Origin of the sequence: Vibrio diabolicus, from assembly GCF_011801455.1 — a bacterium.
Lineage (GTDB): Bacteria > Pseudomonadota > Gammaproteobacteria > Enterobacterales > Vibrionaceae > Vibrio > Vibrio diabolicus.
The window spans coordinates 2749770-2776761 of sequence record NZ_CP042451.1; the positions used below are offsets into that span (position 1 = coordinate 2749770).

The window sequence follows — 26992 nt, forward strand, 5'->3', positions numbered from 1 at the left end:
TTGGGAATATTGCTTGCCATAATTAGCTTGATGATCTTCAAAAGCAAAGCATACCAATCGTTCCTAGCACACTTTAATGCTCTTCATTTTAGAAAAACCTCAATATAAAAAAGCCCGCTCAAATGAGCGGGCAATGAGGTTGTCATGTAAGCCCTGATTAACGAGCTTACTGATTTTTATCTGTTACGCGTCTAGACTAGCTTTCACTTTTGCGTGTAGCTCTTGAACCGAAGTTACTGACGCTTTTGCGTCTGCAGTATGAGACATACATGTAGCGAACGCTGCGTTCAGTGTCGTTGTGTAGTTCACTTTCTCTGCCAGTGCGCCGCGACGTAGAACTTTCGAATCTTCAATCGCTTGACGACCAGCAGCCGTGTTTACGATGTAGGTGTATTCGTTGTTCTTGATACGGTCAAGAATGTGTGGACGACCTTCGTGTACTTTGTTTACCAAACGTGGGTTAATACCCGCTTCGCCCAGAATTACAGCAGTACCGTGTGTCGCATCCAACTGGTAACCCAGTTTCACTAGCTTAGAAGCCAGGTCAACAACACGCTCTTTATCGCCTTCACGTACAGACAGTAGCGCACGACCACCTTCAGGGTAAACTGCACCACAACCTAGCTCTGCTTTCGCGTAAGCTTCTGCGAATGTTGCGCCAACGCCCATTACTTCACCTGTTGAGCGCATTTCTGGGCCCAATAGCGGGTCAACGCCAGGGAATTTGTTGAACGGCAGAACCACTTCTTTCACTGAGTAGTAAGGAGGGATAATCTCTTTAGTAAAGCCTTGTGACTCTAGAGATTGACCCGCCATTACACGTGCAGCGATTTTCGCTAGAGGTGCACCTGTCGCTTTCGATACGAATGGTACCGTACGAGCAGCACGAGGGTTCACTTCGATTAGGTAAACGTCGTTGTCTTTCACAGCAAACTGCGTGTTCATCAAACCGCGTACACCGAGTTCGAACGCCAGCTTCTCAACTTGCTCACGCATCTTGTCTTGAATTTCCTGACTTAGCGTGTATGCAGGCAGTGAACATGCAGAGTCACCAGAGTGAACACCGGCTTGTTCGATGTGTTCCATGATACCGCCGATAACGACGCGTTCACCGTCACAGATAGCATCAATATCAACTTCGGTTGCATCATCCAAGAAACGGTCTAGTAGAACTGGAGACTCGTTCGATACGCTTACTGCTTCGTTGAAGTAGCGACGCAGGTCTTGCTCATCGTAAACAATTTCCATCGCACGACCACCGAGTACATAAGACGGGCGAACAACTAATGGGAAGCCAATTTCTTTCGATTTTTCAACCGCCTGTTCCATCGTTGTTACTGTCGCGTTTTCTGGCTGAAGTAGACCTAGACGGTCAACAGCTGCCTGGAAGCGTTCACGGTCTTCCGCACGGTCGATAGCATCTGGGCTAGTACCAATGATTGGAACACCAGCCGCTTCTAGAGCTCGAGCCAGTTTAAGTGGCGTTTGACCACCGTACTGAACAATCACACCTTTTGGTTTTTCGACGCGAGCGATAGACAGTACATCTTCCAGAGTTACTGGTTCGAAGTACAGACGATCAGACGTATCGTAGTCAGTAGATACCGTTTCTGGGTTACAGTTAACCATGATGGTTTCGTAACCGTCTTCACGCAGCGCAAGTGATGCGTGTACACAACAGTAATCGAATTCAATACCTTGGCCGATACGGTTTGGACCGCCACCAAGAACCATGATCTTGTCTTTGTCTGTTGGGTTTGCTTCACACTCTTCATCGTAAGATGAGTACATGTAAGCCGTATCAGAAGAAAACTCAGCGGCACACGTATCTACACGTTTGTAAACCGGGTGAATATCAAACTGCTCACGAGCACGGCGAATTTCACTTTCAGCGACACCAAGCAGTTTAGACAAGCGCGCATCAGAGAAGCCTTTACGTTTCATCTGGCGAAGCACTTCTTTGGTCAAACCTGCGTAGCCGCCCGCCTTGACTTGCTCTTCGAGTTTTACGATTTCTTCGATTTGAACCAGGAACCAACGGTCAATTTGAGTCAAGTTGAACACGCCGTCAACTGACATGCCAGCTCGGAATGCATCGGCGATGTACCAGATACGCTCAGCGCCTGCTTCTTTAAGTTCGTGACGAATCTTAGTCAGTGCATCTGGTGCTTCTAAATCGACCATCTCGTCAAAACCAGTTGCGCCAACTTCTAGGCCACGAAGTGCTTTGTGAAGAGATTCTTGTTGGTTACGACCAATTGCCATTACCTCACCAACCGATTTCATCTGAGTAGTCAGACGGTCGTTTGCGCCAGCAAATTTCTCGAAGTTAAAGCGAGGAATCTTAGTTACGACGTAGTCGATAGTTGGCTCGAATGATGCTGGTGTTGCACCGCCCGTGATGTCGTTTTGTAGTTCGTCCAGAGTAAAGCCAACAGCAAGCTTCGCGGCAATCTTAGCGATTGGGAAACCTGTTGCTTTTGACGCTAACGCAGAAGAGCGAGATACACGTGGGTTCATCTCGATGATAACCATACGGCCATCTTTCGGGTTGATACCAAACTGTACGTTTGAACCACCTGTTTCAACACCAATTTCACGTAGAACGGCTAGCGATGCATTACGCATTAGCTGGTATTCTTTGTCAGTCAGTGTCTGTGCTGGTGCTACTGTGATTGAGTCACCCGTGTGGATACCCATTGGATCAAAGTTTTCGATTGAACATACGATGATACAGTTGTCCGCTTTGTCACGAACGACTTCCATTTCGTACTCTTTCCAACCGATTAGTGACTCATCGATAAGAAGTTCGTTGGTCGGAGATAAGTCCAGACCGCGACGACAGATTTCTTCGAACTCTTCTTTGTTGTACGCGATACCACCACCAGTGCCACCCATGGTGAACGATGGACGGATGATACAAGGGAAGCCAACCATATCTAAAACTTTGTAAGCTTCTTCCATGCTCTTCGCTGTATCTGCGCGAGGACACTCAAGGCCGATAGACTTCATCGCTTTATCAAAACGAGAACGGTCTTCCGCTTTGTCGATTGCATCTGCAGTTGCGCCGATCATCTCTACGCCGAATTCTTCTAGTACGCCGTGTTTCTCTAAGTCTAACGCACAGTTAAGTGCAGTCTGGCCACCCATGGTTGGCAAAACTGCATCTGGACGTTCTTTCTCGATGATCTTACGTACTACTTCCCATTGAATTGGCTCGATGTAAGTTGCATCTGCCATTTCAGGATCAGTCATGATGGTTGCTGGGTTAGAGTTAACCAGGACAACTCGGTAACCTTCTTCGCGAAGAGCTTTACACGCTTGTGCGCCAGAGTAGTCAAACTCACATGCCTGACCGATAACAATCGGACCAGCACCAAGAATTAGAATACTTTGAATGTCAGTACGTTTTGGCATTATCTACTACTCCGAATTAAGCGCTGTGTTTTTTGATTAGTTCGATAAAGTGGTCAAATAGCGGTGCCGCGTCATGTGGACCAGGGCTCGCTTCTGGGTGACCTTGGAAGCTAAATGCTGGCTTGTCTGTGCGGTGGATACCTTGCAAAGAGCCATCAAATAGCGATACGTGAGTAGCACGTAAGTTTTCCGGTAATGTTGCTTCATCTGCCGCAAAGCCGTGGTTTTGCGAAGTGATCATCACAACGTTACGCTCTAAATCTTTTACTGGGTGGTTTGCACCGTGGTGACCAAACTTCATTTTCACCGTTTGCGCACCTGATGCTAGCGCCAGAATTTGGTGACCTAGACAAATACCAAAAATTGGCAGGCCTTTTTCTAGGAACACTTTGGTTGCTTCAATCGCGTAAGTACATGGTTCTGGGTCACCAGGGCCGTTCGATAAGAATACGCCATCTGGATTTAGTGCCAGAACTTCTTCCGCTGACGTTTCTGCAGGTACAACCGTTAAGCGGCAGCCGCGGTCAACCAACATTCGTAAGATGTTGCGTTTTGCGCCGAAGTCGTAAGCGACAACATGGTATGGCAGCTCGCTGTCATCTTTCGCCTCTGGAAGTCCACCTTCAAGCGTCCACGAACCTTGCTTCCATTGATACGCTTCTTTTGTTGTAACTTCTTTCGCAAGGTCCATTCCTTTTAAGCCTGGGAATTCTTTTGCTTTCGCTAGTGCCAAAGCTTCGTCTAGGTTGTTGCCCGCAACAATACAGCCGTTTTGAGCACCTTTTTCACGCAAGATACGAGTGAGCTTTCGCGTATCAATATCAGCGATGCCAACGATATTTTGAGACTTAAGGTAATCAGAGAGGGATTGTTCATTACGGAAGTTAGAAGCGATAAGAGGAAGATCGCGAATCACAAGGCCTTGTGCATGAATGGAAGAGGATTCTTCATCTTCGGAAGTGGTTCCGGTATTGCCAATGTGAGGATAAGTAAGGGTGACGATTTGCTGAGAATAGGAAGGATCAGTGAGGATTTCTTGATACCCCGTCATCGAGGTATTAAAAACGACTTCACCAACGGAAATACCATCTGCCCCTATGGACACTCCGTGGAACACTGTCCCATCTTCTAGGACTAACAGTGCTAATTTACCCAAGACAACCTCCAGAATAAAAATGCAAAAAAAATAAATCAAACTGCAAACATGCCTTCCTTTACCTATAAAATCTACATAAATAGGTATTTCAGACAAATTGGCGGTATTCTAAAGTTGGACTGGAAACCTGTCAACCTACAATCAAAAATAAATTATCAATTTCTAGCGAGTAAGGTCATTTCGAATCAGTAAGGCTCAAAAAGACAACTTTTGAATGCTATTACATAGGGAGGGATAGAGGTTTAATGAATTTTACAAATTTGAACTTTTTAGGGATCACAAAAAATTATGAGTTTTTAACGCAAACGTTCACTACGACAAAAACAGGAACACTTTTAACGGTTACACCCAAAAATAAAGCCAAAACAGACAAAAACATAACAAAAGTAAGTGCTAAAATCTTCTCTATCAGAATCATTTTATTTACAAACAATTCTATAGATATAAAAAAGCCGGCTAGCGCCGGCGAATAATTATGTATTTAGAGTTCATTCAATCCCAAAACATCCGTCATGGTATAAAAGCCCGCAGGTTTAGCACTCAACCAAACGGCAGCCTTTACGGCTCCATTAGCAAACGTCATGCGATCAGTCGCTTTGTGCGTTATTTCAACTCGTTCCCCGATATCAGCAAACATAGCTGTATGCTCACCGACGATATCGCCAGCGCGAATCGTAGCAAAGCCGATCTCATCTTTTGTTCGTTCACCAGTAATGCCTTCTCGGGCATAGACAGCTACATCATTCAGCTTATTACCCATCGCACCAGCAATAGCTTCTCCCATTCCGATAGCGGTACCAGAGGGGGCATCAACTTTATGGCGATGGTGTGCTTCAACAATCTCGATATCACAGTAATCCCCCATCACTTTGGCCGCTTTCTCAAGAAGCTTAAAGACAAGGTTTACGCCTACAGAATAATTTGGCGCCATCACAACAGGCACTTGCTTGGCTGCTTCATCGATAAGATCACGCTCTGCATCGCTGAAGCCAGTCGTCCCAATCACAATGCTCTTACCGTATTTCTTACACAACTCGAGATTCGCTAATGTGCTTACTGGAGCGGTGAAATCGATGATTACATCAAAATTATCGACGTCTTTAGCAAGATCATCTGTTAAGAGCACATCGAATTTACCTTCACCACAAAGTTCACCGATATCGACGCCGACGAGTGAAGACTCAGGTCGTTCTGATCCCGCGCTCACTGTCGCTTCAGGATTAAGGTGTGAAGCTTTAACCAAATTGCGGCCCATTCGGCCAGCTGCTCCTGCGATTGCAATACGAACCATTGCGCTTTCTCTCCTTCTCTGGATAACGAGGTTTGCTCTCGTTCTCTCGTTTCGCTTAATCTGTTTAAACTAACAACATACCGTGGTTACCACAAGCAAGTTCATCGAGCTTAAGCAAACTCTTTTACAACACGCTCCAAGATAGGTACGTTCGCTTCAGGAAAGGTGTAGTCGCCCAATTCGCTGATTTCAACCCAGCATCCTTCTTGACCTTCTCGACCGTAAGGCTCATTACTGAATTGAGATACTGTAATAAAATCAAACTTGAGTGATTTATCTGGATAGTCGTATTCCAAGTGTTCAAAAGGGGCTTGCTCAATAACTTCAATTCCCACTTCTTCTTCGAGTTCTCTTGTAATAGCAAGCTCAATGCTTTCTCCCGGCTCGACTTTGCCACCCGGAAACTCCCAAAACCCGCCTTTGTGCTTATCATCAGGACGCTTTGTAATAAAGATCTTTGATTTGTCTTGGTTAAAAATAATTGCCGCGACTATGTGAATTCTTTTCATGGGGATTCCTAACTCTCAAGACCGTTGTACTTTTCTATTGTGACAACGAGCTTCTACATCTCAAAAACTTGCTGACCTATCAAACTTAGGAATTTGATAGCCAAAGAATTTATTTAAAAAAAGAGTCGCCTAAGCGACTCTTTGATAAATAATCCGACTAACAGATTAGTCGATTTTGCCGTGGCACTGTTTGTACTTCTTGCCACTGCCACAAGGGCAAGGTTCATTACGACCTACTTTACGTTCATCACGTACCATTGGTTGATTTGAACCTTCTTCAGATTCTTCACCTTCAGAAAGCGGGTTTTGTGCTGCAGCGTGTTGCGCTTGCGCACGACGAGCTGCTTCTTCAGCTTGCGCACGACGCTGTTCTTCCATGCGTTCAACTTCTTCTTGTTGCTGAACGCGAACACGAGATAGAACAGTAATAACATCTGTTTTCAGCGCTTCTAGTAGACCCTCAAACAGTTCAAACGACTCACGTTTGTATTCTTGTTTTGGGTTCTTCTGTGCGTAACCACGTAAATGGATACCTTGACGCAAGTGATCCATCGCAGCCAAATGCTCTTTCCAAAGCGTATCCAGAGTCTGAAGCATGACCGATTTTTCGAAGTTGCGAAGCACTTGTGCACCCACCACTTCCTCTTTCTCTTTGTACACTTCAACGGCTAGGTTGATGATCTTTTCACGTAGTGCTTCTTCGTAAAGCTTGTCGTCTTCTTCAAGCCATTGCTTCACTGGCGCATCAAGATCGAAGTCCGCTTTCAAGCGCTCTTGTAGACCTTCAACATCCCACATATCTTCTAGTGACTGTGGTGGAATGTACTCATCAATAACCGCTGTTAGCACATCTTCACGGTTTTGCTCGATCATGCCGCTGATGTCTTCAACGTTCATTAACTCGTCACGCAGTTCGTAGACAACCTTACGTTGATCGTTCGCTACATCATCGTATTCAAGCAGCTGCTTACGGATATCAAAGTTCCGACCTTCCACTTTGCGCTGTGCTTTTTCAATTGAGCGAGAAAGCATTTTCGATTCAATAGCTTCACCTTCTTCCATACCACTTTGAATAAGGCTCGCCATACGATCAGAAGTGAAAATACGTAGCAAAGAGTCTTCCATAGATAGGTAGAAGCGCGATGAACCCGCATCACCTTGACGACCGGAACGACCACGTAGCTGGTTATCAATACGGCGAGATTCGTGGCGCTCAGTACCGATGATATGTAGACCACCAGCTTCTAGCACTTGGTCATGCACCACTTTCCACTCTGCTTTAATCGCATCGATTTGCTCTTGAGTTGGGTTCTCTAAAGCTTCAACTTTTGATTGCCAGCTACCGCCAAGCACAATGTCCGTACCACGACCGGCCATGTTGGTCGCGATAGTTACCGCACCAGGCATGCCCGCTTCAGCAACAATTTCCGCTTCTTTCTCATGGAATTTCGCGTTCAATACGTTGTGTTTGATCTTAGCCTTCTTCAATGCGTTAGAAAGAAGTTCTGACTTTTCAATCGACACAGTACCAACAAGCGTTGGCTGCCCTTTGGCAACACGCTCTTTAATATCTTCAATGATTGCCGCAAACTTCTCTGCTTCAGTACGGTAAACCACATCTGGCATATCGTTACGAATCATCGGCTTGTTGGTTGGGATAACCACCGTTTCCAAACCATAGATAGACTGGAATTCGAACGCTTCAGTATCCGCTGTACCTGTCATACCTGACAGTTTTTCGTATAAACGGAAGTAGTTCTGGAAGGTAATAGAAGCCAAAGTTTGGTTTTCGTTTTGGATCTTAACGCCTTCTTTCGCTTCTACTGCTTGGTGAAGACCTTCAGACCAACGACGACCTGGCATTGTACGACCAGTGTGTTCATCAACGATGACCACTTCGCCTTCATCAGTAACGATGTAATCAACGTTACGCTCGAATAACACATGAGCACGCAAAGCAGCATTCACGTGATGCAACATGCTGATGTTAGCCGGAGAGTAAAGTGTATCCCCTTCCTCCATCAGACCGTTTTTCACCAACAGTTCTTCAACGTATTCTTGACCTGTTTCTGTTAGGTATACTTGCTTTGATTTTTCATCAACAGTGTAGTGACCATCACCACGGTATTCTTCAGAGTCTTCTTTATCTTGCTTTTTCAGATGCGGGATCAAAAGGTTGATTCGAGTGTATAGCTCAGAGCTATCTTCAGCAGGACCAGAAATGATCAAAGGAGTACGAGCTTCATCAATTAGGATTGAGTCCACCTCATCGACAACAGCAAAGAAGCGATCACGCTGTACACGGTCTTCGCTACGGAAAGCCATATTGTCACGAAGGTAGTCAAAACCAAATTCATTGTTGGTTCCGTATAGAATGTCAGCTTGGTACGCTTCTTTTTTCTCTTGAGGAGGCATGTTTGGCACGTTTACGCCAACGGTCATACCTAAAAATTCAAATAGAGGGCGGTTCGTCTCAGCATCACGTTTAGCTAGATAATCGTTCACTGTTACGATGTGAACGCCTTTACCAGCAAGAGCATTTAAGTAAGCTGGAAGCGTTGCAGTCAGCGTTTTACCTTCACCTGTACGCATTTCCGCAATTTGACCCGCATTTAGAACCATACCACCGATAAGCTGAACGTCGAAGTGACGCATGCCGTAGACACGCTTAGATGCCTCACGAACCGTAGCAAAAGCTTCAGGAAGTAGTTTATCAAGAGTTTCACCTTTCTCTAGGCGCTCACGGAACTCAACCGTCTTTGCTTTTAACTCTTCATCACTTAGAGCTTCGAATGTTGGCTCGTAGTTATTAATTTCTTTTACAATTTTTCTAAGGCGGCGCAGTGTTCGGTCGTTGCGACTGCCAATCACTTTTGTCAGTAGCTTAGTTATCATTTTTCGTGAATCTCTCTTTAATCAGACCGTTCCCGATCTACTCATAATGCCTTCAGTCTCTGCCAGTTTGGAACTAAGAATACTGAGATAAATCATTTATCAAAGATATTGAGTTCAAACATCCATATTTCAAGGCTAAGTTTCGAAACAATGTGGCTTAGTGTAAGGATTTTTCATCGATACAACCATAAATAGACGTATTTGTTTGAAGCACTCTGAAGTTTTTACTTAAAGTGGTGACTGATTAGACGATATTGCATACCACAATATGTGTAATTTATTCAGAGCAGACTTTGCTTTTTACCTTGCTACATTGTAAAACTGAAGCGAAAGACGTTAATGTAAACTATACCTTGATAGAAAGCTGCTCTAGAATAGCTGATATCTCAACAAAATTAGATTTTACCTATGCGTGATCACCGTCCAACCTCGACTGAAGATGTTATTGCTGAATCACAGTTCAAGCAGATTCAAGAACATGCTGGAGAAATCTTACAGCTTAACCAAGCTTTGCAAGAGATCTTACCCACTGGGACGGCCGATCATTGCCGGGTGGCGAATGTTCGTAACGGCCACCTATTGATCGATGCTTCTAGTGCCGCGATCAAAATGAAGATCGATTACGATCGCCTCATGATCCTAAATAAACTTCGTACTCAAGGCTTTGCCAAACTGATGAGCGTTGAAGTGAGGATCAATCCATCATTATACAGAAATCGTTTCGAACAAGACGACAGACCTAAACGTCCACCATTAACAGAATCTGCAGCAAAGTCATTGATGACGATTGCCGACATGGCACCGCCTAAAATTCAAGAGCGTTTAAAGCGATTGGCCGATATGGCAGAAAAGAAAGACCGTAAGTAACCGTTATTTCAATATGCTGAAAGCTCGAATGCTATTAATAAGCCCAAGATTAAAGCCAAATAGCAAAAAACCAGGCATAAGCCTGGTTTTTTATTAATTTTAATGCCGAGTATTTACGCAAGCACCATATTTGGTTCAGCGAATGCTACTGGTGAGCCGACTTCTTCTTCGAATGTAGTCCACTCCCACGCTTCCTGATCAGCAAGAACTGCTCGCAGAAGTTGGTTGTTCAAACCGTGACCCGATTTAAAGGCGCGAAATTCACCGATGATTGGGTGACCACACATGTAAAGATCACCAATCGCATCCAACACTTTGTGAGTCACAAACTCATTTTCAAAGCGTAGACCTTCTTCGTTAAGAATACGGTAATCATCCAATACGATAGCATTGTCGAAACTACCACCCAATACTAGGTTTTGAGATTGTAGATATTCGATATCACGCATAAAGCCAAACGTACGTGCACGAGAAATTTCACGAACGAAGCCTTTTGAAGAGAAATCAAACAGCAAGCGCTGTTCGTCTGACTCAATAGCAGGGTGATTAAATTCAATTTCGAAGTCCATGCGGAAGCCGTTAAATGGTACAAACTCTGCCCATTTATCGCCATCTTCAAAACGAACTGGCTTTTTAATACGGATGAAACGTTTTGGCGCATTTTGCGTTTCGATACCTGCTTGTTGTAGCAAGTATACAAATGGGCTAGCACTACCATCCATAATTGGAATTTCAGGTGCATCTACTTCGACAATAATGTTGTCGATGCCCATACCAGCAAGTGCCGCATTCAAGTGTTCTACAGTTGAAATACGCACACCTTCGTCGTTTACCAATGCAGTACATAGCATGGTGTCACGAACAGAAGCTGGATCAGCTGGAAAATCTACAGGTGGGTTTACATCTGTACGACGGTAAATGATACCTGTATTTGCAGCAGCCGGGCGCAGAGTAAGCGTGACTTTACGACCAGAGTGGAGGCCCACACCAGTTGTTTTCACTATTTCTTTCAGAGTACGTTGTCTGATCATCTGCTTGCCTCTCAAAAATTTGCTACAAAACACGGCCGTCTGTAACGTCGACCGTGAATGCTACCATAATTTTGAGCCATGTCAAATTTATGGATTAAAGATTAATCAGCCTGACGACGCAAAAATGCCGGGATATCTAAATAACCACTTTCCTTCTCTTGCTTCGGAGCCGCAGAGCTTTGGCTCGACGATGCTGGAGAAGAAGAAACTGTATTTGTCGGCTGAGGAGTTACCTGTGGCTTCTCTTGCACTTGATTATTTTGCAAGGTTTGTGCCGGTTTCTCTTCAGCTTGCGTTGCCGCCGCTTGCTGTTGTGGTTGAGCCTGCGGCGTCGGAGCCACTTTCGCTTTACCACCCGCAACTAGCGTGATATCTGGTTTTTTCTCATTGCCAATACCTGTCGCTACAACTGTTACGCGGATTTCATCAGTCATATCTGGATCTAGAGAAGTACCGATAACAACAGTTGCATTGTCAGAAGCAAATGCTTTCACTGTATTACCAACCGTCTCAAACTCGTCAAGACGCATATCCAGACCTGCAGTAATATTGACAAGAACACCACGAGCGCCCGCTAGATCGATGTCTTCCAGAAGTGGGCTAGAAATTGCCATTTCAGCCGCTTCTTCAGCACGATCTTCGCCTTTAGCAATACCGCTGCCCATCATCGCGTGACCCATTTCAGACATTACTGTCCTTACGTCCGCAAAGTCGACGTTGATCATGCCAGGGCGAGTAATTAGCTCTGCAATGCCTTGAACTGCGTTCTTAAGAACGTCGTTCGCACTTGCAAAAGCTTCTAGTAGCGTGACACCACGGCCAAGTACTTTAAGCAGCTTTTCGTTTGGAATCGTAATCAAAGAGTCAACGTGCTTAGACAGCTCATCGATACCTTGCTCAGCGAACGCCAAACGCTTTTTGCCTTCAAAGCTGAACGGTTTTGTCACTACCGCGACAGTTAGAATGCCAAGCTCTTTAGCTACTTCAGCAATAACAGGTGCTGCACCAGTACCTGTACCGCCACCCATACCAGCTGCGATAAACACCATATCGGCGCCAGTTAGGGAATCTTTAATTCTATCTCTGTCTTCGAGAGCTGCGTCACGGCCAACCTGTGGATTAGCACCTGCACCCAGACCTTTGGTGATATCGCCACCGATCTGAATAACATTGCCAACGCTTGTCTTACGAAGTGCTTGCGCATCAGTGTTGACGCTGATGAATTCCACACCTTCGATGGATTCACGCACCATGTGTTCAACGGCGTTACCACCGCCGCCACCAACCCCAACGACCTTGATTACTGCATCGTCAGACATTTCCATCATCGGTTCAAACATGTGTTGTCTCCGTTTATCCTGCAACTCAGGTTAAAACTCTTTTTGTATCCAGTTACGCAATTTATCGAAAAAGCCAGTAACAGATGAGCGTTTAGGTTCATTATAATCGCTATCGTCGCTAGACTGCATGTCTCTTGCGTAATGAAGTAATCCAACTGCCGTAGAATGGTACGGCTCTTTTACATAGTCAGTTAATCCGCTGACTTCGAGCGGTTTGCCGACCCTTACTTGATTGCGGAATACGCGTTCCGCACATTCTATCACTCCGTCCATTTGCGCAGCACCGCCGGTGAGTACAACTCCCGCAGCTAGATGGTGCTTTATACCCTCTTCGCGCAATTTCGCTTGTACAGAGTCAATAGTTTGGTTAACCAGTCCCATAAGCTCAGAGTAGCGTGGCTCAATCACTTCTGACAACGTTTGACGTTGCAGACTACGTGATGGTCGCCCACCTACGCTTGGTACATTAACCGTGTCATCCTTACTGACCAGTTCACTCAAAGCACAGCCATATTTGACTTTTATTTCTTCAGCATCGCTCACTGGCGTACCAAAAGCAAAAGCAATATCGCTGGTTACAGCATTTCCTGCGTACGAAAATACTTCTGTGTGACGTAACGCACCGCCAGTCCAGATGGCCACATCCATCGTGCCGGCGCCAATATCCACCACACAAACTCCAAGCTCTCTTTCATCCTCGGTGATTACTGCATTACTTGCAGCAAGCCCAGAAAATACGAGTTGCTCTACTTTAAGGCCGCATCGTTCTACCGCCTTAATAATATTGCGTGCCATGTCATTATGGCATGAGATAAGGTGGACACTTACTTCCATTCTTACCCCAGATAAACCAAGCGGATTTTTGATTCCCTCTTGGTAATCAATGGTGAACTCTTGCGGAATCACATGAAGGATTCGCTGTTCATCACCGATTTTAATCGATTTTGCGGTATGGATAGCGCGATCCATGTCTTCTTGAGACACTTCTTCATCTGAAATCGTGCCCATACCTTTTTCAATTCGGCTTGCGATATGCTTACCAGACAACGAAATGAAGACTCGGCTGATCTGGCACTCGGCCATCAATTCAGCTTGATCAATTGCACGTTGTACTGATTTTACAACCGACTCCAAGTCATTCACGCCACCTTTATCCATGCCACGTGAAGGGCTACTACCTGCGCCAATAATATTAATTTGACCGTCTGGTAGAACCTCACCCACTAGAGCCGATACGGTTGCAGTGCCTATATCAAGACCAACAATAATGTTGTCATCAGCGGCCTTAGTCATCTGTACTCTCTTCTAACTCTTGTTCAGGAAACCAACCAACTGCGGCTCCTGTATCGTACCTAAGATCGATATAACTGATTCTTTGCGTGTCACTGCCAAGCTTGTTATAGAGCTTAAAAAATCGCTCTATACGCTCAAGAAGAGACTCTTTACCGAGCTCTAATCGAATACCGTTATCAAGGATGATTTGCCAAGCTCGTCGCTCGTTTAATACCAGAGACGATATCGCTAAACCCAATTGCTGAAACTTAGGACTCAAATCACGGTAAGTCTGTAAGACTTCTGGCCCGCTGTCTTTGGGTCCGTACAGTTTCACTTTTTCTTCTTGTAACAGAGCCACATCGCCATCAAAAACAAACCCGTTTTTATCTAACAGTTCGTTGCCATTCCAAATGGCTTCAGGTTGATGCTCTGTCAAAAAAACTTTTACTGTATCCGGCCACTGCTTTCGGATTGCGGCATGCGCCACCCACGGCAGAGCTTCGACACTTTGCTGTAATACATCAATATCCTGAGACATAAATGTACCGATGTGATCTATTCGACTAAATGCAGCCTGCACATCGTCAGCTTGGACATACTCCAGTTTTCCCTGAAGTACTATTTTGGAGAGAGGTAACCTTTGGTCATCCCACATCCAACTGATCGCCGAGTACAAAACAGAACTAATTAAGGTCACAACCACAACGAAAAATAACGCACCCAAGATTTTCTCTTGGCGACCACGGTTATTATCCGTGTTTGGTCGCTCGTCATTCAGTGCAATATTCAACAACGTCTTCGTTTCCTGACTTTTGTCGTGTACTTTTTACCCACATAATTACGCAGAGGTAAAAGTCTTGACTTTAACCTTGGGATTATACTGAGCTCTTGTAAACTATCAAACACTGATAGCAATAAATCACAATGATATTGACGCAAAATCGAGATCTGAGTCTTTATCTGTCCTTCGCGCCAACAATCTATGTTAACCAAGCATCTTGTTTATATTTAATTCAAGACCTGCCAGTTGTTTCGCCACTTTACCAACATCACCCGCACCTTGCGTTAAGATTAGGTCGCCGTCTTGTATAACGTTAGCTAAAACTGAAGGTAATTGCTCGATTTCTGGAACAAAAATCGGATCTACCTTACCTCGGCTGCGAATTGTGCGACACAATGAACGTCCATCAGCTCCTGCAATTGGCTTTTCACCTGCGGCATAAACATCCAACATGATTAATACATCAACTTGCTCTAGAACATTCGCAAAGTCATCGTATAGATCACGAGTACGGCTATAACGGTGTGGTTGGAAAATCATAACGAGACGTTTATCTTGCCAACCGCTTCGCGCAGCATTAATGGTCACATCAACTTCTGTTGGGTGGTGTCCGTAATCATCCACTAACATGGCATGACCATTACCGGTATCAAACTCGCCAAGGTGATCAAAACGTCGTCCCGTGCCTTGCGTACCGGCCATTGCTTTTAGAATTGCATCGTCTTCAATGTCATCTTCGGTAGCCACTGCAATCGCAGCCGACGCATTAAGTGCATTGTGACGACCTGGAATGTTCAGAGTAATATCTAGGTTGGCACGCCCTTTACGTACTACCGTAAATTTGCCTTGCTGACCTTCTTGACGATAGTTTTCAATGCGTACGTCAGCATCTTCGGAGAAACCGTAAGTAATCACTTGACGACTAATACGTGGGATTAACTCTCGAACCACAGGATCATCAATACAAACAATAGCTTGGCCGTAGAACGGTAGATTGTGTAGAAAATCAATGAAGGTTTGCTTTAACGTTTCAAAGTCACCACCATAAGTATCCATATGATCGGCTTCGATATTGGTGACAATACTTACCATTGGTTGCAGGTGCAGGAATGACGCGTCGCTCTCATCCGCCTCGGCAATTAGAATACGACTCGAGCCTAAACGAGCATTTGTACCAGCGCTTTTCACCAAGCCGCCGTTTACAAACGTTGGATCAAGGCCTGCTTCAGAATAGATTTGTGTCACGAGTGCCGTCGTCGTCGTTTTACCGTGCGTGCCCGCAACGGCAATACCATGACGGAAGCGCATCAACTCAGCGAGCATCTCAGCACGACGTACAATAGGGATACGTAACTCCCGCGCAGCCATCACTTCTGGGTTTTCTTCGTTGATAGCGGTTGAAACCACAACCACACTGGCTTTTTCAACATTGCTAGCTTGGTGCCCGATAAATACCGTCGCACCTTTTGATACTAAACGCTCTGTCACAGGGTTTTCTGATAGGTCAGAACCCGTGATTTGATAGCCTTCATTCAACAGCACTTCTGCAATGCCGCTCATGCCCGCACCACCAATACCGATGAAGTGGATGGATTTCACGCGGCGCATCTCTGGCACAATGGCGCGAATCTGAGCTAAGTCTTGTGTATGTTGGATTGTCATCAATTCTATTCTCAATAATTCGTTAACGCTTTTCGGTCAAAGCGACAATGGCTTGTGCGACAACTCGGTCGGCATTCAATTTAGCAGCGCCACGCGCTTGCTCAGCCATCGTAAGTAAAGCTTGGCGATCCAATTGTTGGATCTGCTGAGTCAAAGACTCAACGGTTAAATCTGGTTGTTCAATCATTTTCGCTGCGCCGCATTCTACTAGATGATCGGCATTCAGTGCTTGTTGGCGATCTTTATGCATAAAAGGAATAAAGATCGCACCAACGCCAGCAGCAGAAACTTCAGAAACGGTTAACGCCCCTGAACGACAAACTAAAAGGTCAGCCCATGCATAAGCCTCTGCTACGTCGTCAATGAACTCTGTGACTTCTGCATTTACCACACCATTAGCTTGGTATGCTGCGTTCACTTCTTCGGCGGAACCTTTGCCCGCTTGATGACGAATACAGTAATCACCGCCCAACTTTGCCATCACTTCTGGCACAGTTTGGTTAAGAATGCGTGCACCTTGGCTACCGCCCATCACCAGAATACGAATTGGGCCTTGGCGATCTTGCATTCGCTCTGCAGGTGCTTCTAATCTTGTTAGGTCTTCACGCACAGGGTTACCGACTACCTCAGCAGCAGGGAATGCGCCTGGAAAGGCCTGAAAGACTTTCTTAGCAATTTTTGATAGCCATTGGTTCGTCAAACCCGCAACCGCGTTTTGTTCGTGCAGAACAACAGGAATACCGCTCAACCAAGCCGCAATACCACCGGGACCACTCACATAACCACCCATACCTAACACGGCATCGGGCTTCCAATGCTTCATGTGCGCCCGAGCTTGCATGATGGCATTAATAATTTGAAATGGAGCTGCAAGCAGACGCTTTACGCCTTGACCTCGTAACCCTTTCACTTTGATAAAATCGATTTCAATGCCATGTTTTGGCACCAAATCCGCTTCCATTCGATCCGCCGTGCCTAACCAACGGATCTCCCAGCCTTGCTCTTGCAGCTGTTTTGCTACAGCTAACCCTGGGAATACGTGACCGCCAGTACCACCAGCCATCACCATCAAACGTTTATTTTGTTTCATTAGTTTGTTGTTCTGATTGTTGTTGCTCGCGTTTCAAGCGGCATTCGTAATCGATACGCAGCAATATGGACACTGCGACGGACATAATAATCAGACTGGAACCACCATAACTGATTAGCGGGAGTGTTAAACCTTTGGTTGGTACGATACCGGCTGCAGCACCAACGTTAACCAAGGTCTGGAACGCAAACCAAATACCGATACCGAAAGCCAGATAACCGCCGAACATTTCGCCTTCTTCAAACGCACGCTTGCCTATGTAAACCGCTTTTAACACTAAGCTAAAAATCAACATTAAGACCAACACAACGCCAACAAAACCGAGCTCTTCAGCAAGTACGGCAAACACAAAGTCGGTATGCGCTTCCGGTAGATATTCCAGTTTTTGAATTGAATTACCGAGACCTTGACCGAACCATTCACCACGACCAAACGCCATCAAAGACTGAGTCAACTGATAGCCACTGCCAAATGGGTCTTCCCACGGGTCAAGGAAGGAGGTTACTCGTCGCATACGGTATGGTTCGACTAAAATCAAACCTACCACAGCGCCGATACCTGCCACCATCAACGCGAGAAACTGAGTCAGTTTTGCGCCTGCGATAAACAGCATGCCAAACAGTGTTACTAGCATCACGACGACCGTACCCAAGTCTGGCTGACCAAGCAGTAATACTGCGAAGAAAGCAAACACCATGATTGGCTTCATAAAGCCACCAAAGAAGGTTTGTCGTACTTCGTCTTGTTTTCGAACTAAGTAACCAGACATGAAGATAAACAGCGATAGCTTCGCGACCTCTGCTGGCTGAAGGTTAAACAGCCCAAGAGGTATCCAACGAGACGCACCATTGACCGACTTACCCGCCAAGAGCACGATGATCAGCAGTGCGAAAGAAGCCCAAAGTAAGTAATGGCTCTTCTTAAACCACTCTTGCAAAGGCACTTGCAAAATAACAGCGGAGGTTCCTAACGCCAGCACGAGAAACGTCGCATGACGAAACATAAAGTGGAACGGCTGTTCCGTTAATCGAGAGCTGATTGGAAATGATGCAGAGGTTACCATGACCAAACCAGTCAACATCAAACCCAGTGCAATCCACACTAACTGACGATCAAACATCGCCTCTGGGGCTGGATGCTTGAGCCAATGACCAATACTGCGTTTAACGTTACCTAAACCCACGAAGTGTGTAACCTTTAATTATGCATATTTCTGAGCAAGAGCAGCGAAAGCATCACCTCTTGCCATAAAGTTGTCGAATTGATCAAAGCTAGCACATGCAGGAGACAGCATCACCATATCACCTGGTTTTAACTGCGAAGATACTTGTTGAATCACATCTTCCATGGTGTCGAAACGTATTGCAGATTCATGCAGTGGCATAAAGTCATCGCCATCAGCGCCAAAGCAGCACAGTTGCAAGTTAAGCGTCGCGAAGATCGGTTTTAATGGCGAGAAGTCAGCACCTTTGCCAACACCACCAACGAGCAAGTAGAGCTTACCTGTCGACTCCAAACCAGATAGCGCAGCCATAGTGCTGGCTATATTAGTTGCTTTAGAGTCATTCACCCATTTTACGCCTTGATTATCCGCAACCACCTGGCATCGGTGTGTCAGTCCCGTGTAATTTTTAAGTGCATTCAATGCGTTGTGATAATCAACGCCCGCAGCCTTTAAGAGCGCTAAAACGACCAATGCATTGGATAAGTTGTGTTTACCAACCAACTTAAGCTCATCACTTGCGACGACTCGTTGACCGTGATCGAGCAGCCAAGTGCGATTGCCATCCACCTCGAGACCAAAGTCCTGATTGTCGCTGCCAAATGTCACCAATGGCATCTCTGCATCTGGGAAGGTTTCTTGATCATCACGGTTCACTACCGCGAGATCAGCATGATCAAAAATACGCAACTTGGCTTGTCGATAGTCAGACATGCCTTGATAACGGTCCATATGATCTTCAGAAAGATTCAGAAACGCAGCGGCTTTGAGCTTTAAGCTTGACGTTGTTTCCAACTGGAAGCTTGAGAGTTCAAGCACATATAGGTCTGCGTCATGTTCTAGTAAATCCAAGGCAGGAACGCCGATATTGCCACCAACGCCAACATCCAAACCCGCGGCCTTGGCCATCACGCCTGTGAGATCGGTGACAGTGCTCTTACCGTTTGAGCCCGTAATCGCAATCACAGGCTTCTGCACCGCCCAGGCGAATAACTCAATATCACCAACTACTGTCGTGCCTTTTGCTAATACGGCTTGGATCTCTGGTGTCGCTAGCGCAATACCAGGGTTGGTCACGATAAGATCCGCGTCAGAAAGCCAGTCTGTATTCCAACCACCACTATGCAGTTGAACACTTTCCGGCAAGCGCTCTGCACCTGGAGGGTTTACACGAGTATCAATGACTTTGACCACAAGCTGTGGCTGATTTTTTCTTAGGTGTTTAACGACAGAGAGCCCGGTAATACCGAGCCCTACGACGACAACACTATGTATGTTTTGCCAACGTTCCATATTTGATCACACTGTAAATCTTGTTCTTGGAAAGTGCGATTAACGCACTTTCAATGTCGCAAGACCAATCAGAACAAGAACCATAGAAATAATCCAGAAGCGCACGATTACGCGAGGTTCTGGCCAACCTTTCAATTCGTAGTGGTGGTGAATCGGTGCCATACGGAAGATCCGCTGACCACGCAGTTTGTATGAACCCACCTGTAGAATTACCGACAGCGTTTCCATCACAAACACACCGCCCATGATCACCAACACCAACTCTTGACGAACGAGAACAGCAATAGTGCCTAATGCGCCGCCAAGCGCTAGTGAGCCGACATCACCCATGAACACTTGTGCTGGATACGTGTTAAACCACAAGAAACCAAGGCCCGCACCCACGATTGCTGTACATACGACAACCAACTCAGAAGCATGTGGTAGGTATGGAATATGAAGGTATTCAGAGAAGTTAACGTTACCCGTCGCCCATGCAATAACCGCGAAGCCTGCAGCAACAAGAACCGTTGGCATGATTGCCAAACCGTCTAGACCATCGGTCAGGTTAACCGCGTTACTCGTACCGACAATCACAAAGTAAGTCAGGATAATGTACATCAAACCAAGTTGCGGCATGATGTCTTTAAAGAATGGCACCACGAGCTGAGTGGCTGCAGTGTCTTTACCGTAAGCGTACAATGCAAAAGCCACGACAAACGCGATCAACGATTGCCAGAAGTACTTCCAACGCGCGATCAAACCATCGGTATTTTTGCGCACCACTTTACGATAATCATCAACAAATCCGACTGCACCGTAGCCAAGCAAGACCGTCAATACCGCCCATACATATGGGTTGGATAAGTCAGTCCAAAGCAAGATTGTGATTGAGATGGCCGCTAAGATCATGATACCGCCCATAGTTGGAGTACCACGCTTACTAAAGTGAGATTCAGGACCTTCGTTACGTACTACCTGACCAATTTGCAGCATTTGCAAACGCTTGATCATGATTGGTCCCATCCATAATGACAGACCCAGAGCGGTTAATACGCTTAGAATTGCTCGAAAAGACAAGTATTCAAACAATCGGAAAAAAGACAGGTATGGCTGTAGCAGCTCGGCAAGCCAAATAATCATTAATAATACTCCTTCAAAGCAGCAGCGACTTCAAACATACGTGCACCGTTCGCTCCTTTCACCAAAATCGTATGGTTTTCAGGAACGGCTTGGTCTAGATGCTGCTTGATGTATTCAATCATCTCTTGGTGCGTCTCAAAATGAATGCCTTGGCAAAGCTCACTGATCACCTTGGCGTCTGCACCATATGTGAGAACATGTTCAAATTTTTGTGGGGCAGCATGTTCCCCGACTTGACGATGAAGTGCAAGACTTTCCTCGCCCAATTCCGCCATATTACCTAAAATCAGCCAGCGCTGACCTGGGAAAGCAGCCAATAAGTCAACCGCCGCTTTCATGGCTGGCACGCTTGCGTTGTAGCTGTCATCAATCAATTTGATTTTTTCGCTCAGCGCTTCAACCTCGACGCGACCTTTCACTTTGTTTAAATGTTTAAGGCCAGCGCGAACCTCTTCTAATGTGGCGCCCATTTGTAACGCAATAATAGAAGCTGCGATTGCATTCGCCACGTTGTGTTGACCTATAATACCCAGAGACAGTTCAATTTCTTGTGAGCTTGCTGCGATATGTAGGTTAAAGCTGGCCTCTCCCGCGGCATTCATCACGATATTTGATGCATAGTAATCAGCCGCAGAATTACTTTGTGAGAAGGTGATAACTTCCTTATCCGCCAGCACGCTTTCCCACTTTGTTTCGCCATTGCTGTCTAAATTGACAATCGCAATACTACCTGCAGCAAGACCTTGGTAAATTTCACCTTTGGCTTGTTTCACGCCATCAATAGAACCAAAGCCTTCAAGGTGCGCGGCGGCTACATTATTCACTAACGCGATATCTGGTTTTACTAACTGCGTTGTGTAAGCAATTTCACCGATATGATTAGCACCAAGCTCAATCACGGCATAGTCGTCATCCTGCTGTGAGCGCAATAACGTCAACGGAACACCAATATCATTATTGAAGTTACCTGCAGTAAACAGCACTTTGCCTTTCAATTGCAGAATGCTCGCGACCATTTCTTTGACGGTCGTTTTACCACAACTGCCTGTGATGGCAACGGTAGGTGTTTGGCAAGTTTGATGCACCCAAGAGGCCAACTCACCCAGTGCCATTTTGGTGTCCGACACCACGACTTGTGGCACATTCACATCTAGACGTTTTTGTACGAGTAAAGCACCAGCGCCTGCATCCACCGCTTGTTGGCAAAAGTTGTGCGCATCAAAGCGCTCACCCACCAGCGCAACAAATAAAGCACCGTTGTCAATCGCTCGTGTATCAGTAGAAACCGCGTCGATAAGTAGATCATCGCCGAATAACTCACCGCGAGTGATGTTGGCAATTTGAGATAACGTTACTTTGATCATAAGGCCAATCCTAAAAGCTGCATAGCAGACTCACGGTCGGAGTAATGAATCGTTTCGCCATTCCGAATTTGATAATCTTCGTGGCCCTTACCCGCTAACAAGATGATGTCTTTTGGCGAAGCATTCTCAACCGCATAAGACAGTGCTTTGAAACGATCATGCTGCACAATCGCTTCGGCAGGTTTTGACAGCCCGGATAACATGTCTTTTACAATCTGAACCGGATCTTCACTGCGTGGGTTATCGTCAGTCAACACCACTCTGTCGCCTAGACGCTCTGCAATTTCCGCCATCATTGGGCGCTTACCTGCATCGCGATCGCCTCCGCAACCAAAAATAGCCCACAGCTGCCCCTCACAGTGAACTCGTAAAGCTTGCAGTGCTTTTTCTAGTGCATCAGGAGTATGGGCATAATCGACCACGACTTTGGCACGGTCCTCTGTCTGGAATAACTCCATTCGGCCGAGTACAGGTTGTAACTGACCTGCGGTTTCGAGTAACGCTTGTTTATCCTTACCCAAGCTTAATAAGGTCGCAAAAGCGAGCATTATGTTGGTTGCGTTAAACTCACCAATCAGTGGCGCGTGCAATTGACCTGAGCCAAATTTACCATCAAATTGGATAGTAATCCCCGACTCCGCGTAACGGACATCTGTCGCCCAAATTGCGCTTTCAAATTCAGTGTTCGGTTTGAGTGACACCGCAATCGCATTGCTTAACTGCGACGCCCATGCATGACCGACTTCATCATCGATATTGATAATGGCACGTTCACATTGATGTTGTGTAAACAACCCCAGCTTTGCATTGGCGTACTCTTCCATCGTGCCATGATAATCTAGGTGATCACGACTTAGATTAGTAAACACACCCGCCGCAAACGACAACGCCTTGACACGGCCTTGCGTTAAGCCATGAGAAGAGACTTCTAGCGCGGTGTATGCGGCTTGTTGATTTTCGAGAGAAGAGAGCGTTTTCTGAATTTCTACAGCATTCCCTGTTGTATTCGCGGCTTGCTGTAAATTGTCGAGAAAACCATTTCCCGTCGTGCCCATCACTGCCGCTTTGTGGCCAAGTAGCTCTAGCCATTGTGCAATTAGCTGAGTAATGGTGGTTTTGCCGTTGGTGCCGGTGACACCAATCAAATCCATATCTGGGTAAGCATAGAGCTTTCCAGCAATTGCAGATAAACGTTGATCCAACGTATCGAGGTAAATAACGGGAACGTCATCGATGATTTCCACCGTGCCGTGTGCTTTTAGATCGCAGGCTTGCGCTAGAACCGCATTGGCGCCTTGCTCAATGGCAGAGGCAATGAAGTTACGCCCATCCACAACATGGCCAATCACCGCAACAAACGTGGTTCCAGGCTGAACTCTTCGGCTGTCGAGCTCCAATTCAGAAACAAGAACGGACGATAAGCTAGGGCAATCCACCCAAGGGGAAAGCAGCACGTCCATACTGATGGCTTTAGTCATATTTGTTCTCCGAGCTTTGGCTCAGGTTTTCTTAATTTTGTTTGCTCAGTAAGCCACTCGGCTTACTGCTGGAATTTGTTTTCGTCTGGTGCAACATTGAGTATTTGTAGCGCGCCTTTCATGATTTCAGAGAAGACAGGAGACGCTACCGAACCACCATAGTAATCATCACCTTGAGGCTCGTTTACGATCACAACCAATGCAATTCGCGGATCGCTAACCGGAGCAAGCCCTGCCGTATAAGTGATGTACTCATCGCTGTATCCACCTGCAGACGCTTTACGTGAGGTACCTGTTTTGGCTCCCACTCGATAACCAGGAACTGCCGCTCGACGAGCCGAGCCTCCTTTTTGGGTTACGGTTTCCAGCATGTCCAAGACCTGGCGTGCGTACTTTGCACTCACTACTTGGCGCGACATGTCATGATCATTGCTTTCGATAATATGGATTGGCTCGTATTTGCCGAGATTTCCAAGCGTCGCATAGGCATGCGCTAACTGGATTGGCGTTATCGATAGACCATAACCAAACGCAATCGTGGCACGTTCAATAGGAGACCATCGTGTTCGTGTCGGGAAGATACCAGTCACTTCCCCAACGAGGTTCAGACCAGAAAGCTCACCAAAGCCCACAGAGCTGTACAGACCGAGCAGCGCCTCTACTGGCATTTGCATTGCCAGCTTCGTCACACCGATGTTACTCGATTTTTTGAGGATCGTGGTCAAGCTCGCTTTACCCACGCGGGATACATCTCTTACTCGGCTACCACCTAAACGAAGTACACCATTACCGGTATCTACGATGGTATCTTTATCGGCTACCCCATTTTCTAAGGCGGCTAAAATAACGAAAGGCTTAATGGTAGAGCCTGGCTCCATCGAGTCCGTGATCACTCGGTTACGCATTTTATAGCTTTGCCAGTCGCTACGATTGTTAGGGTTGTAGGAAGGCGCATTCACCATGGCCAATACGGCGCCGGTTTTCACGTCCAACATAACAACGGAGCCTGACGTGGCGCGATGGTCCGCAACAGCTTGTTTAATCGCACGATAAGCAATCGCCTGTAGGCGCTGGTCGATTGTCAACTGGAGTGACTTACCTTCTTGCTTGTCTTGCCACGCAATGTTTTCTACGACGCGACCATAACGGTCTTTACGAATGGTTTTCTTACCTGCGGCGCCAGTAAGCCACTCATCGTAGCTACGCTCAACACCCTCTAGACCATGCCCATCAATCCCCGTCACCCCAACTAAGTGAGCACTAACCTCACCGGCAGGATAGTAACGACGAGATTCTGACTTAAGACCCACACCAGGCAGCTTTAGCTCACGAATATAGTTCGCCATGGCTGGACTCACTTGGCGCTGCAAGTAAATAAAGCGGCGCTTTTCATTGTGCTTGATCTTGTCTATCAACCCTTGTCGGTCAACACCAAGAACATCCGCTAATGCATACCAACTCTTGGTCTGGCTTAAGGCATTTTCTTTAAATATCGTCACGGGATCCGCCCAAACGGCCTCAACAGGCACGCTGACAGCGAGCGGCTCACCATTTCGGTCCGAAATAATACCGCGTGCAGAAGGGATGGATTTCACACGAACCGAGCGTAGGTCACCTTGTTTAATCAGGTTATCCGGTTCAATGATTTGAATATAGGCTACGCGCGCCACCAAAAGTGCAAATGCACAAAAGACAAAAAACAGTAATAGATGGAAGCGCCAACGAATCAGAAAGGATTCTTCAACCGCCACTTTCACTGCTTTTTTCTCGGTTTTCGTATCCCCCGAAGCGTTTTTTTCTTTCGCGACAGGTTTACGCTTGTTGCTTGGTTTCGTGTTGGTTTTCTTTCTAATCATTTGAGCGTGACAACCACTTCTTTATCGCCATCAGGTCGTTTCATTTCAAGTTCTTTTTTGGCAAGGTCTTGAACACGACTGTGTTCCGCGAGGGCCGTTTCTTCCAACATCAGGTTGCGCCATTCGCTATCTAAACGCTCTCGTTCAACCAAAGTGTGATCTTTTTCGGTGATCGCTTGACGCGCATGGTGGGTAGCAAATACCACTCCCATTGCCGATGCCACGATCAATAGCAACAACACTAATGGCCAGCGACCAACGGTGATAAGATCCGTTGCAATCAACTTAGCAAGGTTAGGAGTGGGTTTCGTCATAATAATTAAAGCTTTTCTGCAATTCTTAGCACAGAGCTGCGCGAACGAGGGTTCATTTCAATTTCTTGTTTGCTTGGCTTAATCGCTTTGCTCACCGCTTTCATATTCGCACTACCAAGAGCACGAATTTGCTCTTCAGTCATTGGAATGCCATGTGGCACTTCAGGTCCTTTGCTCTCTTTACGGATAAAACGTTTGACCATACGGTCTTCCAGAGAGTGGAAACTGATGACAGATAAACGACCTTCAGGAGCCAGAATACTTGCCGCGCCTTTTAGTGCCGTATCAATTTCTTCTAACTCACTGTTGATGTAAATACGAAATGCCTGGAACGCACGAGTCGCAGGGTGTTTTTTCTCTTTAAAGCTTTTGGGTGCAGCATCTGAGATCAGCTTCGCGAGCTGGCCAGTACGTACCAGTGGTTCATTTTCTTCGTCTTCACGGTAGGCAACAATCGCTTTGGCAATACGGCGCGCGTGTTTGTCTTCACCAAACTCACGAATTACCCAAGTAATATCATCTAAGTCAGCTTCCATTAGCCATTGAGATACGGGAATACCTGATGTTGGGTCCATACGCATATCTAGCGGGCCGTCTTTCATAAAGCTAAAGCCACGCTCTGCGTCGTCTAACTGCGGAGAAGAAACACCTAAATCCAGTAGAACGCCATCAACTTTGCCAACCAAGTCATACTCTTTAGCATACTCAGCAATACCAGAAAATGGACCATGAATGATGGTGAAGCGAGGATCATTGATTTTGCCTGCTTCAGCTATCGCTTGAGGGTCACGATCGATACTGTACAGTCGGCCGTTTTCGCCGAGTTTAGATAGAATAGTCCGGCTGTGACCGCCACGGCCAAATGTTCCATCGATATAGATACCGTCTGGTTTGATAGCTAAGCCATCAATGGATTCATTTAATAACACGGAAATATGTTGGAAGGTTTCGGTCATAGCTTTCTCGTTGAATGATCTTGAAGCGATTTTAAGATATGTTGCTCTCTCATGCTGAATATTTATAGCAAAA

The 26992-nt window shown here is 46.1% G+C and carries 21 protein-coding genes; 2 read left to right on the top strand and 19 right to left on the bottom strand.

Going from position 1 to position 26992, the window contains the following annotated elements; genetic code table 11:
- Window positions 1–183: 183 nt before the first annotated feature.
- Window positions 184–3417: a carbamoyl-phosphate synthase large subunit gene (gene carB, locus FR741_RS13000; protein WP_167426893.1), complete on the bottom strand. Its 3234-nt coding sequence runs from the start codon at window positions 3415–3417 to the stop codon at window positions 184–186.
- A 16-nt stretch (window positions 3418–3433) separates the two neighbouring features.
- Window positions 3434–4573 carry a glutamine-hydrolyzing carbamoyl-phosphate synthase small subunit gene (gene carA / locus FR741_RS13005; RefSeq protein ID WP_167426894.1) on the bottom strand — a complete coding sequence of 380 codons (1140 nt, stop codon included), beginning with the start codon at window positions 4571–4573 and terminating at the stop codon, window positions 3434–3436.
- Between the two features lie 245 nt (window positions 4574–4818).
- Between carA and FR741_RS13010 the strand changes: the two genes are divergently transcribed.
- On the top strand, window positions 4819–5046 hold the full coding sequence (locus tag FR741_RS13010; protein ID WP_167426895.1) for a hypothetical protein: 228 nt from the start codon (window positions 4819–4821) through the stop codon (window positions 5044–5046).
- Window positions 5047–5054: 8 nt separating this feature from the next.
- Here the strand turns inward: FR741_RS13010 and dapB are convergent, their stop codons facing one another.
- The 3 genes from dapB to secA all read right to left on the bottom strand — a co-directional run bounded on the left by dapB (window position 5055) and on the right by secA (window position 9268).
- Window positions 5055–5864 carry a 4-hydroxy-tetrahydrodipicolinate reductase gene (dapB, locus tag FR741_RS13015; protein ID WP_006742699.1) on the bottom strand — a complete coding sequence of 270 codons (810 nt, stop codon included), beginning with the start codon at window positions 5862–5864 and terminating at the stop codon, window positions 5055–5057.
- Window positions 5865–5974: 110 nt separating this feature from the next.
- A complete protein-coding gene (gene mutT, locus FR741_RS13020; RefSeq protein ID WP_005396433.1) occupies window positions 5975–6373 on the bottom strand; it encodes an 8-oxo-dGTP diphosphatase MutT in 399 nt (132 codons plus the stop codon).
- Between the two features lie 165 nt (window positions 6374–6538).
- Complete coding sequence (gene secA, locus FR741_RS13025) at window positions 6539–9268, bottom strand: preprotein translocase subunit SecA (RefSeq protein ID WP_005396435.1); 2730 nt, start codon at window positions 9266–9268, stop codon at window positions 6539–6541.
- Window positions 9269–9676: 408 nt separating this feature from the next.
- On the opposite strand from secA, the gene FR741_RS13030 reads away from it, so the two are divergent.
- The gene (locus tag FR741_RS13030) at window positions 9677–10135 is read left to right on the top strand and encodes a DUF721 domain-containing protein (RefSeq protein WP_167426896.1); all 459 of its coding nucleotides are present in this window, start codon (window positions 9677–9679) and stop codon (window positions 10133–10135) included.
- A gap of 113 nt (window positions 10136–10248) precedes the next feature.
- Here FR741_RS13030 and lpxC read toward each other — a convergent pair whose 3' ends face one another.
- The 14 genes from lpxC to rsmH all read right to left on the bottom strand — a co-directional run bounded on the left by lpxC (window position 10249) and on the right by rsmH (window position 26919).
- Window positions 10249–11166, bottom strand: a complete 918-nt coding sequence (lpxC, locus tag FR741_RS13035; protein ID WP_025768410.1) for a UDP-3-O-acyl-N-acetylglucosamine deacetylase — start codon at window positions 11164–11166, stop codon at window positions 10249–10251.
- A gap of 101 nt (window positions 11167–11267) precedes the next feature.
- A complete protein-coding gene (gene ftsZ, locus FR741_RS13040) occupies window positions 11268–12506 on the bottom strand; it encodes a cell division protein FtsZ (protein ID WP_012842149.1) in 1239 nt (412 codons plus the stop codon).
- A gap of 30 nt (window positions 12507–12536) precedes the next feature.
- Entirely contained in the window at window positions 12537–13799 is a 1263-nt protein-coding gene (gene ftsA / locus FR741_RS13045) for a cell division protein FtsA (protein ID WP_012842150.1), read from the bottom strand.
- Window positions 13792–14574, bottom strand: a complete 783-nt coding sequence (locus FR741_RS13050; protein WP_012842151.1) for a cell division protein FtsQ/DivIB — start codon at window positions 14572–14574, stop codon at window positions 13792–13794. Before FR741_RS13050 ends, ftsA begins: the two co-directional genes overlap by 8 nt.
- A 192-nt stretch (window positions 14575–14766) precedes the next feature.
- Window positions 14767–16224 (bottom strand): UDP-N-acetylmuramate--L-alanine ligase, encoded by a 1458-nt coding sequence (gene murC, locus FR741_RS13055; protein ID WP_167426897.1) that lies wholly within the window; start codon window positions 16222–16224, stop codon window positions 14767–14769.
- Window positions 16225–16246: 22 nt separating this feature from the next.
- Window positions 16247–17314 (bottom strand): undecaprenyldiphospho-muramoylpentapeptide beta-N-acetylglucosaminyltransferase, encoded by a 1068-nt coding sequence (murG, locus tag FR741_RS13060; RefSeq protein WP_104971264.1) that lies wholly within the window; start codon window positions 17312–17314, stop codon window positions 16247–16249.
- Window positions 17301–18497 (bottom strand): cell division protein FtsW, encoded by a 1197-nt coding sequence (gene ftsW, locus FR741_RS13065; protein ID WP_167426898.1) that lies wholly within the window; start codon window positions 18495–18497, stop codon window positions 17301–17303. Before ftsW ends, murG begins: the two co-directional genes overlap by 14 nt.
- Before the next feature lie 18 nt (window positions 18498–18515).
- Entirely contained in the window at window positions 18516–19829 is a 1314-nt protein-coding gene (murD, locus tag FR741_RS13070) for a UDP-N-acetylmuramoyl-L-alanine--D-glutamate ligase (protein ID WP_167426899.1), read from the bottom strand.
- 39 nt (window positions 19830–19868) lie between these two features.
- On the bottom strand, window positions 19869–20951 hold the full coding sequence (mraY, locus tag FR741_RS13075) for a phospho-N-acetylmuramoyl-pentapeptide-transferase (RefSeq protein ID WP_005372931.1): 1083 nt from the start codon (window positions 20949–20951) through the stop codon (window positions 19869–19871).
- Window positions 20951–22315: a UDP-N-acetylmuramoyl-tripeptide--D-alanyl-D-alanine ligase gene (locus FR741_RS13080; protein ID WP_047009074.1), complete on the bottom strand. Its 1365-nt coding sequence runs from the start codon at window positions 22313–22315 to the stop codon at window positions 20951–20953. The genes mraY and FR741_RS13080 overlap by 1 nt, the downstream gene beginning before the upstream one ends.
- Entirely contained in the window at window positions 22312–23793 is a 1482-nt protein-coding gene (murE, locus tag FR741_RS13085) for a UDP-N-acetylmuramoyl-L-alanyl-D-glutamate--2,6-diaminopimelate ligase (RefSeq protein WP_167426900.1), read from the bottom strand. Before murE ends, FR741_RS13080 begins: the two co-directional genes overlap by 4 nt.
- Before the next feature lie 62 nt (window positions 23794–23855).
- Window positions 23856–25649, bottom strand: a complete 1794-nt coding sequence (locus FR741_RS13090) for a penicillin-binding transpeptidase domain-containing protein (protein ID WP_174856099.1) — start codon at window positions 25647–25649, stop codon at window positions 23856–23858.
- The gene (gene ftsL, locus FR741_RS13095; RefSeq protein WP_005396451.1) at window positions 25646–25963 is read right to left on the bottom strand and encodes a cell division protein FtsL; all 318 of its coding nucleotides are present in this window, start codon (window positions 25961–25963) and stop codon (window positions 25646–25648) included. The genes FR741_RS13090 and ftsL overlap by 4 nt, the downstream gene beginning before the upstream one ends.
- Before the next feature lie 5 nt (window positions 25964–25968).
- Window positions 25969–26919 carry a 16S rRNA (cytosine(1402)-N(4))-methyltransferase RsmH gene (rsmH, locus tag FR741_RS13100; protein ID WP_005396452.1) on the bottom strand — a complete coding sequence of 317 codons (951 nt, stop codon included), beginning with the start codon at window positions 26917–26919 and terminating at the stop codon, window positions 25969–25971.
- Window positions 26920–26992 lie beyond the last annotated feature (73 nt).

Bases quoted from the DNA above. Each gene is read 5' to 3' on its own strand.
- ftsL (WP_005396451.1), bottom strand. From the start codon at position 25,963: ATGACGAAACCCACTCCTAACCTTGCTAAGTTGATTGCAACGGATCTT.
- secA (WP_005396435.1), bottom strand. From the start codon at position 9,268: ATGATAACTAAGCTACTGACAAAAGTGATTGGCAGTCGCAACGACCGA.
- rsmH (WP_005396452.1), bottom strand. From the start codon at position 26,919: ATGACCGAAACCTTCCAACATATTTCCGTGTTATTAAATGAATCCATT.
- lpxC (WP_025768410.1), bottom strand. From the start codon at position 11,166: ATGATCAGACAACGTACTCTGAAAGAAATAGTGAAAACAACTGGTGTG.
- FR741_RS13080 (WP_047009074.1), bottom strand. From the start codon at position 22,315: ATGATCAAAGTAACGTTATCTCAAATTGCCAACATCACTCGCGGTGAG.
- FR741_RS13030 (WP_167426896.1), top strand. From the start codon at position 9,677: ATGCGTGATCACCGTCCAACCTCGACTGAAGATGTTATTGCTGAATCA.
- murC (WP_167426897.1), bottom strand. From the start codon at position 16,224: ATGACAATCCAACATACACAAGACTTAGCTCAGATTCGCGCCATTGTG.
- dapB (WP_006742699.1), bottom strand. From the start codon at position 5,864: ATGGTTCGTATTGCAATCGCAGGAGCAGCTGGCCGAATGGGCCGCAAT.
- mutT (WP_005396433.1), bottom strand. From the start codon at position 6,373: ATGAAAAGAATTCACATAGTCGCGGCAATTATTTTTAACCAAGACAAA.
- murE (WP_167426900.1), bottom strand. From the start codon at position 23,793: ATGACTAAAGCCATCAGTATGGACGTGCTGCTTTCCCCTTGGGTGGAT.
- mraY (WP_005372931.1), bottom strand. From the start codon at position 20,951: ATGATTATTTGGCTTGCCGAGCTGCTACAGCCATACCTGTCTTTTTTC.
- ftsZ (WP_012842149.1), bottom strand. From the start codon at position 12,506: ATGTTTGAACCGATGATGGAAATGTCTGACGATGCAGTAATCAAGGTC.
- murG (WP_104971264.1), bottom strand. From the start codon at position 17,314: ATGAAACAAAATAAACGTTTGATGGTGATGGCTGGTGGTACTGGCGGT.
- ftsA (WP_012842150.1), bottom strand. From the start codon at position 13,799: ATGACTAAGGCCGCTGATGACAACATTATTGTTGGTCTTGATATAGGC.
- FR741_RS13010 (WP_167426895.1), top strand. From the start codon at position 4,819: ATGAATTTTACAAATTTGAACTTTTTAGGGATCACAAAAAATTATGAG.
- murD (WP_167426899.1), bottom strand. From the start codon at position 19,829: ATGGAACGTTGGCAAAACATACATAGTGTTGTCGTCGTAGGGCTCGGT.
- carB (WP_167426893.1), bottom strand. From the start codon at position 3,417: ATGCCAAAACGTACTGACATTCAAAGTATTCTAATTCTTGGTGCTGGT.
- FR741_RS13090 (WP_174856099.1), bottom strand. From the start codon at position 25,649: ATGATTAGAAAGAAAACCAACACGAAACCAAGCAACAAGCGTAAACCT.